The sequence below is a fragment of the Shewanella hanedai genome (genome assembly GCF_007197645.1).
Classification (GTDB): Bacteria; Pseudomonadota; Gammaproteobacteria; order Enterobacterales; family Shewanellaceae; genus Shewanella; species Shewanella hanedai.
This window is the reverse complement of the sequence record NZ_VKGK01000001.1, coordinates 265,274-280,948: the sequence shown is the minus strand read 5'-3', so window position 1 is coordinate 280,948 and position 15,675 is coordinate 265,274. Positions and strand designations below refer to the sequence as shown.

The window sequence follows — 15,675 nt, the reverse complement described above, 5'->3', positions numbered from 1 at the left end:
TTATGATTAATATCTATTGAGCTTAAAGATAACAGCGACTACCTTGGCAAATACAACGTCCTCTGTATCCTTGGTACCCTTGGGGACCTCTCGCGCCCGGAGTTCCAGCCTTTTGTGTTCTCAGGGTATGTAAGCTCGAACTTGAGTAGTATTGAACAGCAGAAAGACCAGTATTTCCTCTACTTCCCCCAATTGATGATGTAGGTCCTACAGCACCTCGTCCACCGGTGCTTCCACGTGCACCTTGATTCCCTATTGGACCATCAATTCCTCTTCGACCTGTCGCTCCTACAGACCCAGTTACACCTCTAGCACCACTTGGCCCTTGAGCACCTTGCCCTCCTCTCGGTCCTGTATCACCTTGCTCACCACGAAGCCCTGTTACACCTCTAGGGCCCGTTGCACCGGTTGCACCTATATCTCCTTGAATCCCTGCAAGACCGATTCTTCCTCGTGGACCTTTGGCACCTGCCGCACCTGCACTACCATTAACACCATTGCTGCCATTAGCACCACTGGCCCCTACCGCTCCCTGTGCACCTATAGGACCAATTGCGCCACGTCCGCCTTGAGAACCCACCTCTCCAGCAGGTCCCACTGCACCTTGTTCACCATCAGGTCCTTGTATTCCTCGACTTCCTGCATTACCTAATAGGCCCGGAAGGCCTTTTGGTCCTACCGTCCCTTGCTCACCTCGTGGCCCTAAACCTATTGCAGTAGCACAATCACTGCCAAACGTAGCTAGACAACCAATTTGTCCTATCGAATAAGCATTTGGCGCAATTAACACCTCATCAATAGCTCCAGGAAAAGGTGCAGGCTCCCTGATCGAGCCACCAATATAAAGTGGAGCAAAAGTATTAGTCTGAAGCTCCAAGTTATCAGTCAAAACAGTCGTCTCTTGCTCTAAGCCATTAACATAAACTTTGACTCCAGAGGCTTTACCGCTACCACTATAGGTCGTTGCAATATGTGTCCACCCAGTTAAAGCTGGCAAGCCAGATGTAGACACAGATATACCGGAGACGGTTTGATCCATAAGATTGAATATCAGTCCTTGTGGGGAAAGATTGATACTAAACCCTTGATTACTCCCTGCTGCCAACTTAGAAACCAAAGGATGATTTCCTTGCAGCTCAGAAGTCTTAACCCAAGCTGAAATGGTAAAAGGCATATCTTTCTTATGTGATGGCATAGTGCCTACAACCAATACATCTTTATCTAAAGCCACCCCGTTGCGACCATCTAAAGTGTAACTCCCACCAGACGAGTTCAAAAAGTAGCCATTATTGTCATTACTTGATGTATCTCTAAAACCATTGCCCTGACCTTCAAATGAGTAATAGGCACCAAATTCATTGGCGGTGACACTTGCAGCTGCCAACATGCATAATGCTGGTGCTAAAAATTGTAATTTAAGCTTCATTTTGCCACCCCATCCTGAACTGTTTGTCTGGCTTTCGTTGTTTTATACAGCTGAACCGTACTCATACCTTTAGCGCAGTAATTACAACCGCCACCGCCACCACCTGAAAAATACCGACTATAACCTATAGGGCCTCTTCCTCCCCGGGCCCCTTCAGCACCAGAAGAGCCATTTGTTACTACACCGTGGTAGCCTGTTGGCCCCTTGTAACCTGCTGGTCCGACATATCCCCTTGGTCCCACAGGTCCAGTAGCTCCTAGAGCACCCGTTGAACCTTTATCTCCTTGCACACCATCAGCACCGGTAACACCTGCTGCACCTGAATATCCTTGCGGCCCAGCATCTCCTGTTGCACCTGTATCCCCCCTGACACCAGTAGCACCTTTCAAACCTTGAGGTCCAGGATCACCTTGTGGGCCAACTGAACCAGTATCCCCTCTAACGCCTTTACTTCCAGCCAAGCCATCAGGACCAGTTATCCCAACTAAACCAGTATTTCCATCTCTACCGTCGCGACCGTCACGACCGTCGACACCTGGATTTCCAGAGATTCCAGTCAAGCCTCTCAATCCAATAGCTCCCGTTGACCCAACAACCCCTTGTGGCCCACGAATACCAGTGTCGCCTACCGCCCCCCTTTGACCTATTACCCCTTGTGTCCCCGTTGCGCCACGTAAACCTTGTGGCCCAGTAGGTCCTTCAAAACCTCTAGGACCTTGAGGAGCCACCACTGGTGGTTCACCAGTATCAGGCACGACACAGTTATCCCGCAGCGCAAACAAACATTCAATGTCACTGCTGTTATATGCACGACTCCCCAGATAGACCTCATCAATTGCGCCATTGAAAGTTGAAAAACTATTCGCACTATCAGCACCGACTACCATAGGTTCATTACTGGCTATATCACCGCTTAAATTATCATTAACGATATCTAGTTCAAGCAGTTGATTATCTAGGTATAAACTAATGCCATTAGCTTGAATAGAACCATTATAAGTAACGACTAAATGATGCCAATCATTCATATCGTCCCATGCAGCAATACTCCTGACTTTAATACTGCCGCCTTGACCATTACGAATATCGACAACAATCGAATTGTTATCATCAAGCTCTACTGACATTCCTGAACTGTATGCAGATGCTTGTTTAGAAAACAAAGTTTCTGAATAATAATTTGTTTCTCTCAAGCCCCAAAGAGAGAGAGAAAAAGGATCCGTTGATTTTTGAATACTTAAAGAATCAATCTGTAAAAGATCATAATAGAGAGCTTGATTCTGCTTACCTATTTCAAAACTACCTGTACCACTGAGTGGAAAAACTCCATTATGTTCATGGTGAAAACTGTCATTACCGTGGCCAGCAAAAGACCAATGCGCATCCCAGTTAGATGCTGTAGCATGAGTGGTACACAAACCCAATACAGCCAAAGTGGCTAGTGAGTGAATAATCCTTTTCATTATTTAGTCCTCTGTTCAGGCTGCAATGGCGATGGAGTTACTAACAAATTTGGAATTTCGACAGCATAACGATTATCAAGATTTTTCTGGCTATACAAATCCAGAACAAAATCAAATACCGCTTGATCGCTCAAATCCAATGCTAAGAAAAACGCCTTCTCCTCTTCATCTGTTTCGATTGCTAATATGTTTAAATCAATATGCACAAGACCATTGCTAGTGGTACGAACAGCACGCTCTATAATGAAATCGGGATCTATCACGCCATCTAATTCATTTTCTTGAACAGTGGAAGTGTGTGTAAACTCACCTTTAAGCGCCCTATCAAAATCAGAGGTTAACGACATGACATCACTTTTTGGGGGAGTGACAGCAAACCCGTACCAGTCTTCTAAACACTCAGCAGCAGTTGGTTGGATACCGCGAATACCTGTAGCACCGTCAGCACCTGTAGCACCTGTATAACCTGCAATATTACCCCCATTATATCCACGAGGGCCTACAGCCCCTCTATTTCCCTGTGCGCCCTGCGCTCCCTGTAACCCCGTATTTCCTCGCGGCCCACTTGGTCCATTATATCCTTTTGGTCCTTGACCTCCTGCAGCACCGGTATAGCCTACCACCCCTTGTCCACCTCGAGTTCCCTTTATACCGGCGGCCCCTTTATTACCAACAGCACCTTGTGGCCCACGATTACCCAGAGCTCCTTTGGCACCAATATTACCTTGCACTCCTTTAGGACCACGTGGTCCCGTTAGTCCTCTGTCTCCAACGGCACCTTGTGCCCCGGACGCTCCATTTGTACCATCGGAGCCATCGGTACCATCAGAACCATCAGTACCAGCAATGCCTGTTGGGCCAGTAAAACCTTGTGGACCTTGTGCACCTCTAGCCCCTATTGGCCCCACTAACCCTGCTTCTCCCTTAAGTCCAGCAATGCCAGCCAAACCACTCACGCCACTTGCGCCCCTATCGCCTTGCTCACCTATATCACCTATCGGCCCTCTAGGACCTTCTTGTCCTGTTGTCGGCCGATAAGCACAGTCTGTTTTTAACTGATACAAACAAGTAACTTGTTCTGCGTTGAAAACCTGAGGAATTAAATATACTTCGTCAATCTCAGCTGCTAGTGCTTGGGTATATGAGGAGCTTCCACCAATAACAAGTGGGTGATAAGTTTCAACTTGCCCACTAAGACTATTTGAAGACAGTCTTAACTCTGTAACTTGACCGTCAATATACAACCCCATATTAGAAGCATCTGCATCCCCCTTATATGAAACCGCTAGATGATGCCACATGCCATCAATAGTAATGGGTGTTAAACTAGCTACCGATATAGCACCACCAAATTCATCAACGAGACTGAATTCAAGATTCATATCAGCATCAAATGCAACACTGAAACCTGTGCCGCTTTCACTATGCTTTCTTGATAAGATGGTTCCACTTGCCGCATCTTGAGTTGGTTTAATCCATAACGATATTGTTAGCGGAATATCTTTACTAAAGGGAGCCATTCCTCCAACAACCATGACATCTTGAGCTAAAGCTAATCCTGAACGACCAGCTGTAATAAATTGTCCATTACCAGACAAAGGGAAGTAACCTTTATATCCATTATTGCTTTGTTCTCCATTACCCGGATAACCATTAGCTTGATTAAACGAATAACTGGTTTTCATACTATCAGCGAGTAATGGTGAAGATACACCTACAGCCATTAAGCCAATAGCGAATGCTATATTTATTTTCATAGTAGAGTCTTTCCTTTAACCCTTATTTAAATATCAGCTTTTAAGACAAAAGCTGCCCTTCCTCATAAAGAAGAATTTTTATAATTTAATTCAAATCAATACTACTTAAATCAATACTACTTAATGTAGAGTAACTTTTAAATATTCTCTTATCTTTTCAATGATAGCTTGTTCGAAGGTTTTCCCACTCACATCGATTGGAGAACTCATTAAATCCCCCCAAACTTTTTCAGCTTGAGATATTTGTTGAGAATTTTGTAAAAGTAGGATTTTTGCAAAGTTTCCTGAATAATTCATTTTATCTAGACGCAACGCTATAGATACGTTTTTCCGAGCTGAGGCTTCATCTTTCTCTAGCACACTTATAACTGCTATACCTCCATACATTTCAGCATAAGTTCGGTCAACCTCAATCCCTTTCTCAAAAATCTCTCTAGCCTTCTTAAATCTATCAGTTAAAATATATAGCCAACCTAATAAATTAATTGATGGAAGTAGGTCATTTTGAATACTTAAAGCCCTATGTAAATGCTGCTCAGCTTCAGTATATCTTTGTTGGAAAACAGCAATCGTACCTAACCCAAGATGAGTGCGACTACTTTCCTCTTTTATGCTTAAAGCTTTTGAAAAGTATTGCTCAGCTTTATCGTATTCATTCAGCTGAAGAACTATAAAACCAATAGCTATGTTTGCACTGGTATTATTATCATCCAAATCCAATGTTTTAAGAGCATACTCTTGAGCATTATCCCATTGTTCAATATCTATATATATTTGTGAAAGCAGACCGTTAACAGGTGCATATGAACTCTCTTTTTCAGCGAGAGACACCAGTGTCGACAAGGCTAAATCAAATTTCTTAAGTTGATACTGAGTACGCCCTAACAGATAAACTATTTCTTTATCTTGAGAATAGTTTATTGCCTTTGTTAGCAACTCCAGCGCTTTCTCTGGTTCATTCAATTGAAGATAACAGTAAGCAGACTGGTATAAGAGCTGAGCAGATTCACCTTCCTTATTGAGTAAAGGAATAAGTATAATCAATGCCTGCTGGTAATTATTTTTTTGGCAATATATTAAAGCTGATACATAAGCTAACTGAGAAGAGTCTGGAGCTATCAACAAAGCAGAGTCAAGATACACTGAGGCCTTATCAATAAATCCTGCACCTAATAACAGATGGATTAGATCTAGATTTAGATTTAAATTTTTTTGATCTTGTTGTAGGAAAAGCTCAAGCTTTTCTATCTTCCTTGTAATATCCATATAGCTCATAAAGTCCAAGATTGCTAATATAAAAATTACTATAGAATCGATTAACAATCAATCAAAATAAAGCACTAAAAAACAACCTAATTCATAAAATCGCAACAACTGCAAGCCTGTGTAAAAAATTCACTTATAAAACAACAATTAATAAGATTAAATGTATTGATAATTTTTAACTAAAAGCATTGTTAATACTACTTTAGACTTATTTATAAATAGATTTTAATCATGTGTTTTAACATAAAAGTAGTGATATCTATGTTTTACATTCTTGTTTCAAAAAATATAATTAGAAAGTTTTGAGAGATACTTTTATCTAGAGACGGTTATTTCCTATAAAAAATATAGACCATAGTTTTATTCAGATAATCGCTTATCCCCAATAAATTCAAAAACTAAATAGTCATTAATCTCATAATGACTAGTTCTATTATTTTATATCCACTCCGATACAGCTGCATCCCATTCGCCAAATCCCGATCCAATGAGTAAAGCCAATGAATTTAGCAAAATCTGTAACCTACAACATCAAGAGACACGACGTTACTGAGCACCTAAACTGAAGTGTTTCGACGAATAGTCATTAGTATCTTAGAGGAGACTGAAATCAAAAAACGATTTTTATATGACTTGATCCACTTTGGTGATAAAAACAAGTAGACTCTAGCAAAAGATATGATTCACAAGTAGATACAACAATTGGATGTTAATATGGCAGAAAGAAAAAAATGGTTCCCCCATACAGAAGAGGAGTTAACCCCTTTTCAACTCGCTATGATGGTCCTGTCACTCCTTTCTGTCATTGTGGTTTTAGTATTGAGCTTCATGACTCTCGACCCTGAAACAAAACGCTTACTCACCGCAATCGACTTTAGCATCTGCATTATATTCCTCAGCCATTTCTTCATTGGCTTATTCAAATCCGATAAAAAAGTCCATTACATTAAACATAATTGGATAGACTTCGTTGCCAGCATCCCCGCTATTGAACCTTTAAGGTTCGCTAGATTATTCCAGATTTTACGTGTGATACGTTTAATTCGCATGGCCCAGTCTTTTATCCTTCCGATGGTGAAGCAACGTAATCAAGCAACCTTAGCCAGCTTACTCGTTGCCATGGTAACCATATTGACCTTCTCGTCTGTACTAATTCTCATCGTAGAAAGTGGTGTACCAGGTGCCAATATTCAAACAGCTGAGAACGCTATCTGGTGGGCTCTAGTCACTATTTCAACCGTAGGTTATGGCGATTATTACCCAGTAACGACGTCCGGACATGTCATCGGTGGTGTGGTGATCATCTGTGGCGTGAGTTTCTTCGGGGTCATTTCAGGTTATATGGCCTCCATCTTTATCTCCCCCGATGAAGCTGAGAAATTTGAAAGCCAAAGTAAAGAGATACGCAGTGAGTTGCATGAGGCTTTAGAGAGAATGGAAGCCAATCAAGGCATGCTCTTAAAGCAGATAGATGAGCTAAAAAATGATCTGGGCCAAAGGGATAAATAACTCTGCTAAAAAACAGTATCCCAGCCCCTCTGGAGCTGGGAAGTGATAGCGCTAACGCCAGTAAGGCTCGTTCTTTAACGCAATACGTCTGGAATGTTCCATGGCGAACAACAGACTCTCCTCTTTGTTAGTCAACCACTGCGAGATGTCGATAGCGTTTTGCTGGCTCAATTCCCCCAATTGACGATAGGCTGCCAAGGTTCTAATCCCGAGAGTCAAATCCTGCCAAGGCAGCCTAAACAGATCTCGTGATTTAGCCGAATAAAGCTCGCCGTAAGCAACACCAACAAACACACTCTCATCCAGTGCTCGGGCGAAAGTTTGGTAATCAGCACTACTTAAATCGATATTCAATGGCATCAAGTCAACTATTCTCAACCAAGATCGGTCCTGCACTTTATCTGCAAAATTTTGCAAAGAAAGGGTTTTATCGATAGCTGTTTGACCCGATTTCACGTCAAACAAGAGCTCAACCAATGACAACTGCAAGCTGCCATAGCTGACTTCTTGTAACATCATCGATATTCGCTGAGGGATTGAAAGCTGTTGTAATTGAACCGTCACTAAATCACTCAACTGTTTATGTTGAGGAAGTTTTGCGATCAACATGCTGTTTTCTTGAAGTATCTCCACACAACTTAAACTGGTTTCAATAAAATCAAGATGACCTTCTATACAGTCAAACTTTGCTGTCAATGGCCCATTAAGGAGATCAAATTGAGCCAAGGTAAAACGCAATAAACGGATACAAGCTCTTAAGCGATAGCAAAGATACGGCGCCTGTATATTCATTGTTGAGTCTGACTCTAAAATCATCGCTTCAAGCAGTTGCCAGCGCTCAAGTCCGGTAGCCAATAATGTAATGAAAGCTTGTTTCAAATCTTGTTCAGGTCTTAGAGAGATAAACTCTAATACCTCTAAACTGAGCGGGCTGGCTTGTGAGGCCAAGCGATAACCACGCTGTGCTTTGCTCGCTTTACCTAATCTAACAGGCAAAGACTCTGCCACTTGCAAACCCAGTTTAATCAAGGATGATGCTTCACCCGCCATGAGTTCAAACTCTAACTCACAAATAGGCTCAACTCGTCGTTCACCGGCTATTTCGACCTCTATTTTCCCTATATCTAATGCCACCTCAATCAGGCTTTTATCAACATAAATATGCCAAGTACGTCTAGAGAAGTCTGTATTGAATAAACAGGTCAACTCAGATTGTACCGATGAAATTATCGCCTGCTCTGGCCATATTTTTTCAGGAAAAAGCGAAAGAATTGGAAAGGTTTTATCGATATCTACATTGAATTCTGGCCGAGAATGAATACCACCAACAACGCTGCCTGCTGTTTTTATGGTCTGCTCTAAGGCACCATCACAGCCTCGAACCCTTAACCCCATATCCCAACGTCTAAGCTGAAGATCCGCGGTATCAAAATAGGCATTAGAGAGATTTCGACACCATTGTTGTTCAGAAAGCGGGAGGTTATCGAGTAGATTTATTAACGTTTCTTGTTGTTCTAGTTGGAAAAATAACTTAAGTTCTATCTCGGTGTTCATCGAACGAATGCTCTCTCTATTATCTAATACTAAGCACAATACCAGAGTTGCACTTAGCCGGCGTCATTAAAGATTCATGTAAAATTAATTAAAAGTTCATCGAATTAATTCAGTGTAATATTACTGTCACAAATTCCCAGTAGGATTGCGACTTGCAGTTCAGGTACAACCCTTTAGAATAAAAGCGGTTAGTTTTTATTTGAAATACACAGTTTCAATACGCGGTCGCTTGGGTTAACATGCGCCCGCTTTTTCCAACAGTGGAATAATCTAAATAGGTACACGGCAATGCCAGTAAACTCTATTTTGGGCGTGTTTGCAAAATCGCCAATCAAGCCTCTACAAGAGCACATAGATAAAGTACACCAATGCGCATCGATCCTAGTGCCATTTTTTGATGCTACAGTCTCAGGCAACTGGGAAAGTGCAATTGAACTTCGACAGCAGATAAGTGCAACGGAAAGAGAAGCGGACTCACTCAAACGTGAAATACGCCTCACCCTTCCCGGTGGCCTGTTTATGCCAGTCGAACGAACCGACTTACTGGAGCTTTTGACCCAGCAAGATAAGATCGCTAACAAAGCGAAGGACATATCTGGCCGTATTATCGGTCGTCAGCTTCTGATCCCAGAAGCAATTCAACACCCTTTCAACGCTTACTTGCTTCGCTGCCTTGATGCAGTTTCACTTGCAAAACAAGCTATTAATGAACTCGATGATCTTTTAGAAACTGGTTTCCGCGGTCGTGAAGTTGACCTGGTTGCTAAAATGATTGCTGAACTCGATAAAATCGAGGAAGATACGGATGATCTTCAAATCAAGATCCGTCGCCAGTTGTTCGCTATCGAAAACGATATGAACCCTATAGACGTGATGTTCCTCTATAAGATAATTGAGTGGGTAGGCGATTTAGCAGATCTTGCTGAACGTGTAGGTTCCCGCTTAGAGCTAATGCTAGCTCGCGTCTAACAACAAAGTTATCAAGGTAACAACATGGTTGATGTATTAGTCACCAATGGCCCAATGCTTATTGCTATTGCGGCCGCATTTGGTTTTTTAATGGCATGGGGTATTGGCGCAAATGATGTAGCCAATGCAATGGGAACCTCAGTAGGTTCAAACGCTATTACGATTAAACAAGCGATCATCATTGCGATGATTTTCGAATTTGCTGGTGCGTATTTAGCCGGTGGTGAAGTCACCAGTACAATCCGTAATGGCATCATAGATTCAGCATATTTTGTTGATTCGCCAGAACTGCTTGTATACGGCATGATCTCTGCACTTCTTGCTGCAGGTATTTGGCTTATCGTTGCGTCTGCACTCGGCTGGCCCGTCTCTACCACTCACTCTATTATCGGTGCCATTGTTGGTTTCGCGGCAGTAGGTGTTGGTACTGAGGCTGTTGAGTGGAACAAGGTCGCTGGAATCGTTGGTTCTTGGGTTGTGACTCCTGCAATATCAGGCTTTATTGCCTTTTTGATATTCCAGAGTGTACAAAAACTCATATTCAATACCGACAATCCACTGGCTAACGCCAAACGCTATGTGCCTTTCTATATGGCACTAGCGGGCTTTATGATGTCTCTCGTGACAATCACTAAAGGTCTTAAGCATGTTGGCATAAACTTCAGCACAGCTGAGGCGTATGGCTTAGCAACGTTAATTGCAATTGCTGTTGGCTTTGTCGGTATGATTGCGATTAAGCGTCTTAAGATGAACCCAGGTGCAGGCCGTCAAAACCAATTTGATAATGTTGAGAAAGTCTTTGCTATCTTAATGGTACTGACCGCATGTTGTATGGCATTTGCTCACGGTTCTAACGATGTAGCTAACGCTATTGGTCCTCTAGCTGCGGTAGTATCAGTGGTTGAGAGTGGTGGTAATATTGCGAGCAAATCGCCATTAGTTTGGTGGATTCTACCTCTTGGTGCCGTTGGTATCGTGATGGGTCTTGCTCTCTTTGGTAAGCGCGTAATGCAAACCATCGGTAAGAACATTACTCACTTAACACCAAGCCGTGGTTTTGCCGCAGAGCTTGCAGCAGCTTCGACTGTTGTCATTGCCTCCGGCACCGGACTACCGATCTCTACAACACAGACACTCGTTGGTGCTGTATTAGGCGTCGGAATGGCCCGTGGTATCGCTGCGATTAACATGGGTGTGGTCAGAAATATTGTTGTGTCTTGGGTTGTGACTTTACCTGCAGGCGCCGCACTGTCAATTATCTTCTTCTTTATGATTAAAGGCATTTTTAACTAAACTTAGCCTTAGACGAAGTATGATAAACAAAAAGGGAAGCCAATTGGCTTCCCTTTTTAATGCCTCATAAACTGAAATGAAATTCAAGGTTATTGGTTACTTCCATAACTTCCTCCTTACCTCCCACCCAATTTCAACATAATTTAAGCTTCACCCATCAACTAACAGAACTCTTGCAGCTAACTATTGCTACTAAGTCTTGCAAAAAGCTCAGCAAATCCCTAGCATGTGGCTATATTATTTTGATGAGTATTTATAGTGTTAAGAATCCTTGCTCTAGTGGGACTGATATTACTCTCCCCAAGCCTTTTGGCTGCTGGCCAAACCCGTTATATCTCTGATGACGTTTTTCTCTTTCTTCATGGCGGTCCTGGTACGCAATTCCGTATCCTTGGCAGCATAGAAGCTGGACAAGAGATCTCTGCGTTAGGTGAAACACAAGGTAACTACACTAAAATAGTCGATCACAAAGGTCGTGAAGGCTGGGTTGAGACTAAGATGCTCAGTGCTCAGAAAAGCTTCCGCAATCTATTGCCGGAAGTGCAAGCCGAATTGACAAAAACCAAGGCTGAGTTGGAACAAGTGGCCGCATCAAGCGACACCAGTATGCAAGATCTCCAGCGAATTAAGTCGTTATTGGCTCAAGCAGAGAAATCACTTGCACAAGCCAGTCAGGAACGTGACAGAGCCACTAGCAAGCTTGCTAACATCCAGAAAAATGAGCGTTTTCAGATGTGGCAAGAGGGCGGCATCATTGCTGCAATTGGTTTATTGATAGGTGTTATCTTAGTGTATTTACCACGACCAAGACGTAAACAAAAAAATCGCTGGTAGAAAAACTCGCTTCATTCAGACACAACAAAAAGGCCTGCATTTTATATGTGGGCCTTCGTGTAAATGCCCCCTTCACCGCCCCTTAAAAAACAGACCCTGATCACACTCTGCCCCGACCAGTACTCGCAAACATCACATTCAGACTCGCAATAGTGTCGCTCGTCACATTTTGATCGTATAATCCGAATTACGGATGCTATATTGTATACAAAAAAATAACATTGCATCTTATTGCTCTTAGTTAACGCGCATTTTAAACGTACTAACTAAGATATTTCTTCAAGCAAACTGTACCTATATAGCTACAGGTGGAAGTGGTCACTATGTTCAAAGCAAGTGAAGTGCTGACGGGTCGTTATGACTCAGCTAATCTAGATAAGCTTTTCGAAGCTATCACCAAAAATTATATTGTCGATGAAGAGCAATATTTGTCTGAACTAATCAAGCTTGTTCCAGCAAGTGATGATGAAATCTCTCGCGTCACTCAACGCGCCCATGATTTAGTCAGTAAGGTTCGACAATACGATAAAAAAGGCCTAACGGTCGGTATTGATGCCTTCTTGCAACAATACAGCTTAGAGACAACGGAAGGGATTATCCTGATGTGTCTTGCTGAAGCGTTATTGCGTATTCCTGATGCCGCCACGGCTGATGCCCTAATTGAAGATAAATTCTCAGGCGCAAAATGGGATGCTCATTTAAGTAAAAGTAACTCAATTTTGGTCAATGCTTCCACCTGGGGCCTTATGCTCACAGGTAAAATAGTTAAGCTAGACCGAAGCATTGACGGTAAGCCAAGCAACTTGCTTAACAAGCTCGTCAATCGCGTCGGTGAGCCTGTCATTCGCCAAGCGATGCTGGCAGCCATGAAGATCATGGGTAAACAATTCGTCCTTGGCCGTACAGTCAAAGAAGCGCTAAAAAATAGTGTCGATAAACGTAAGCTGGGGTACACCCACAGTTATGACATGTTAGGTGAGGCAGCACTCACAAAGAAAGATGCACACAAATATTTCGAGGATTACTCAAGCGCTATCGCCTCTCTAGGCGAGCAGGGCTATGATGAAACACAGTCACCTCGCCCAACCATCTCTATTAAGCTCTCAGCCCTTCATCCTCGCTATGAAGTCGCCAATGAAAGCAGAACCCTCACAGAGCTGTACGATACGCTTATAAAGCTTATTAAGCAGGCTCGTAGCGTTAAAGTGGGGATCTCTATCGACGCCGAAGAGATGGATAGACTTGAGCTATCGCTTAAATTATTCCAGAAGTTATTTAACTCAGATGCAGCCAAAGGCTGGGGTCTATTGGGGATTGTTGTTCAGGCATACTCTAAACGCGCTCTGCCGGTCTTATGTTGGCTAACTCGCCTTGCTAAAGATCAAGGCGATGAGATCCCAGTCCGCTTGGTGAAAGGCGCCTATTGGGATAGCGAGCTGAAATGGGGACAAGAAAACGGTGAAGGCGGTTATCCGCTATTTACTCGTAAAGCAAGTACAGACATCTCGTACCTAGCCTGTGCCCGCTACTTGCTAAGTGACGCCACCCGCGGGGCTATCTATCCGCAGTTTGCCAGCCACAATGCACAAACCGTTGCCTCCATTGCTGATATGTCTGGCGATCGGCTCTACGAATTCCAGCGCCTGCATGGCATGGGTGAAGAACTGTATGACACCTTGCTAGCAGAAGGTGGCGTTAGCACTGTGCGTATCTATGCTCCTGTTGGTCCTCATAAAGATCTACTGCCTTATTTGGTACGTCGCCTACTTGAGAACGGCGCAAACACGTCATTTGTTCATAAGCTTGTGGATCCTAAGACACCGATTGAATCACTTGTTATCCATCCACTAGTGACCATCAAGAAATACAAGACTCTGGCTAACAGTAAAATCGTACTGCCTGCTGATATATTCGGTGACGAACGTAAAAACTCCAAAGGCCTCAACATGAACATCATCTCTGAATCTACGCCATTTTTTGCTGCACTCGAAAAGTTTAAAGACACCACTTGGAATGCAGGTCCACTGGTGAATGGTGAGCTCTTAAGTGGTCAAATGAATGAGATTGTCAGCCCATTCGACACCACTAAGTTTGTCGGCAAACTCACTTTCGCTAACAACCAAGCCATAGAACAGGCAATTTCAGGTGCACAATCAGCATTTAACAGCTGGTGTAACACCCCTGTTGAAGTCCGTGCTACTGCGCTGCAAAAGCTAGCTGATCTTCTTGAAGAAAACCGTGAAGAACTTATCGTACTGTGTACACGCGAAGCCGGTAAGAGCATTCAAGACGGGATTGATGAAGTCCGTGAGGCTGTTGATTTCTGTCGCTACTATGCAGTGCAAGCTAAGAAGATGATGGCACACCCTGAGCTGCTTCCGGGCCCGACGGGTGAACTCAACGAGTTGTTTCTTCAAGGTCGTGGCATCTTTGTGTGTATCAGTCCTTGGAACTTCCCATTAGCCATTTTTATTGGTCAAGTCGCTGCCGCGCTCGCAGCTGGTAATACTGTTGTTGCAAAACCTGCTGAGCAAACCTCGATAGTCGGTTTCCGCGCAGTTCAACTTGCACATCAAGCGGGTATTCCAAAAGAGGTGCTACAGTTCCTACCGGGTACTGGTGCAACCGTTGGCGCAGCGATTACTTCTGATGAACGTATCGGCGGCGTGTGTTTCACCGGGTCTACTGGCACAGCTAAACTAATTAACCGTACATTGGCAAACCGTGAAGGCGCGATTATTCCGCTTATTGCTGAAACGGGTGGCCAAAATGCCATGGTCGTCGATTCGACGTCACAGCCGGAGCAAGTGGTTAACGATGTGATCTCATCCTCGTTCACTAGCGCCGGTCAACGTTGTTCAGCTCTACGGGTACTTTACCTTCAAGAAGATATTGCCGATCGTGTACTTGATGTACTGCAAGGGGCGATGGAAGAGCTGATTATTGGCGATCCAAGCTTTGTTAAAACCGACGTAGGGCCTGTCATTGATGCAGCCGCCCAAGCCAACCTTAATGCGCATATCAACCACATCACACAGGTCGGTACTCTTCTTAAGCAACTCTCTTTGCCCGCAGGTACGCAAAACGGTTATTTTGTTGCACCGGCTGCGATAGAGATTGATTCAATCAAGGTGCTTGAAAAAGAACATTTTGGGCCAATTCTGCACATTATTCGTTATAAAGCAGCCAATCTAAACAAGGTGATCGATGAGATCAACTCAACAGGATTCGGTCTAACCTTAGGCATACACAGCCGTAATGAAGGTCATGCTCTTCAAATCGCGAGTAAGGTTAATGTCGGCAATGCCTACATCAATCGTAATCAGATTGGTGCTGTGGTAGGCGTACAACCGTTTGGCGGACAAGGCTTATCTGGCACAGGCCCTAAAGCGGGTGGTCCACACTACCTGACACGCTTTGTGACAGAGAAGACGCGTACTAACAACATTACTGCGATCGGAGGCAATGCAACCCTCCTTTCACTGGGTGATAGTGACGATTAAGTTTCCTCTTTAATCCAACATCAAAAACCAGGCCCATGTGCCTGGTTTTTTTTCTCTGCATAAAACTCACAATGACTATACTTGAACTATCTTTAAGTTCT

The 15,675-nt window shown here is 43.4% G+C and carries 10 protein-coding genes; 5 read left to right on the top strand and 5 right to left on the bottom strand.

The window, feature by feature from the left end:
* Window positions 1–22: 22 nt before the first annotated feature.
* The 4 genes from FN961_RS01065 to FN961_RS01050 form a co-directional block, all read right to left on the bottom strand.
* Window positions 23–1,426: a LamG-like jellyroll fold domain-containing protein gene (locus FN961_RS01065; protein WP_143562697.1), complete on the bottom strand. Its 1,404-nt coding sequence runs from the start codon at window positions 1,424–1,426 to the stop codon at window positions 23–25.
* The gene (locus FN961_RS01060; protein ID WP_143562696.1) at window positions 1,423–2,889 is read right to left on the bottom strand and encodes a LamG-like jellyroll fold domain-containing protein; all 1,467 of its coding nucleotides are present in this window, start codon (window positions 2,887–2,889) and stop codon (window positions 1,423–1,425) included. Before FN961_RS01060 ends, FN961_RS01065 begins: the two co-directional genes overlap by 4 nt.
* A complete protein-coding gene (locus tag FN961_RS01055) occupies window positions 2,889–4,646 on the bottom strand; it encodes a LamG-like jellyroll fold domain-containing protein (protein WP_143562695.1) in 1,758 nt (585 codons plus the stop codon). The genes FN961_RS01060 and FN961_RS01055 overlap by 1 nt, the downstream gene beginning before the upstream one ends.
* 120 nt (window positions 4,647–4,766) lie before the next feature.
* Window positions 4,767–5,912 (bottom strand): tetratricopeptide repeat protein, encoded by a 1,146-nt coding sequence (locus FN961_RS01050; protein WP_143562694.1) that lies wholly within the window; start codon window positions 5,910–5,912, stop codon window positions 4,767–4,769.
* Window positions 5,913–6,626: 714 nt separating this feature from the next.
* Between FN961_RS01050 and FN961_RS01045 the strand changes: the two genes are divergently transcribed.
* A complete protein-coding gene (locus FN961_RS01045) occupies window positions 6,627–7,421 on the top strand; it encodes a potassium channel family protein (protein ID WP_143562693.1) in 795 nt (264 codons plus the stop codon).
* Between the two features lie 51 nt (window positions 7,422–7,472).
* On the opposite strand, the gene FN961_RS01040 is transcribed toward FN961_RS01045, so the two are convergent.
* A complete protein-coding gene (locus tag FN961_RS01040; protein ID WP_143562692.1) occupies window positions 7,473–8,975 on the bottom strand; it encodes a CYTH domain-containing protein in 1,503 nt (500 codons plus the stop codon).
* A gap of 288 nt (window positions 8,976–9,263) precedes the next feature.
* Here FN961_RS01040 and FN961_RS01035 point away from each other — a divergent pair, with 288 nt between their 5' ends.
* The 4 genes from FN961_RS01035 to putA all read left to right on the top strand — a co-directional run bounded on the left by FN961_RS01035 (window position 9,264) and on the right by putA (window position 15,574).
* Window positions 9,264–9,944, top strand: a complete 681-nt coding sequence (locus FN961_RS01035; protein ID WP_143562691.1) for a TIGR00153 family protein — start codon at window positions 9,264–9,266, stop codon at window positions 9,942–9,944.
* A 24-nt stretch (window positions 9,945–9,968) separates the two neighbouring features.
* On the top strand, window positions 9,969–11,237 hold the full coding sequence (locus FN961_RS01030; RefSeq protein ID WP_143562690.1) for an inorganic phosphate transporter: 1,269 nt from the start codon (window positions 9,969–9,971) through the stop codon (window positions 11,235–11,237).
* A gap of 258 nt (window positions 11,238–11,495) precedes the next feature.
* On the top strand, window positions 11,496–12,071 hold the full coding sequence (locus FN961_RS01025; protein ID WP_143562689.1) for a TIGR04211 family SH3 domain-containing protein: 576 nt from the start codon (window positions 11,496–11,498) through the stop codon (window positions 12,069–12,071).
* A 323-nt stretch (window positions 12,072–12,394) separates the two neighbouring features.
* Entirely contained in the window at window positions 12,395–15,574 is a 3,180-nt protein-coding gene (putA, locus tag FN961_RS01020) for a bifunctional proline dehydrogenase/L-glutamate gamma-semialdehyde dehydrogenase PutA (RefSeq protein WP_143562688.1), read from the top strand.
* The last annotated feature ends 101 nt before the right edge of the window (window positions 15,575–15,675 follow it).

Bases quoted from the DNA above. Each gene is read 5' to 3' on its own strand.
- FN961_RS01065 (WP_143562697.1), bottom strand. From the start codon at position 1,426: ATGAAGCTTAAATTACAATTTTTAGCACCAGCATTATGCATGTTGGCA.
- FN961_RS01060 (WP_143562696.1), bottom strand. From the start codon at position 2,889: ATGAAAAGGATTATTCACTCACTAGCCACTTTGGCTGTATTGGGTTTG.
- FN961_RS01055 (WP_143562695.1), bottom strand. From the start codon at position 4,646: ATGAAAATAAATATAGCATTCGCTATTGGCTTAATGGCTGTAGGTGTA.
- FN961_RS01050 (WP_143562694.1), bottom strand. From the start codon at position 5,912: ATGGATATTACAAGGAAGATAGAAAAGCTTGAGCTTTTCCTACAACAA.
- FN961_RS01045 (WP_143562693.1), top strand. From the start codon at position 6,627: ATGGCAGAAAGAAAAAAATGGTTCCCCCATACAGAAGAGGAGTTAACC.
- FN961_RS01040 (WP_143562692.1), bottom strand. From the start codon at position 8,975: ATGAACACCGAGATAGAACTTAAGTTATTTTTCCAACTAGAACAACAA.
- FN961_RS01035 (WP_143562691.1), top strand. From the start codon at position 9,264: ATGCCAGTAAACTCTATTTTGGGCGTGTTTGCAAAATCGCCAATCAAG.
- FN961_RS01030 (WP_143562690.1), top strand. From the start codon at position 9,969: ATGGTTGATGTATTAGTCACCAATGGCCCAATGCTTATTGCTATTGCG.
- putA (WP_143562688.1), top strand. From the start codon at position 12,395: ATGTTCAAAGCAAGTGAAGTGCTGACGGGTCGTTATGACTCAGCTAAT.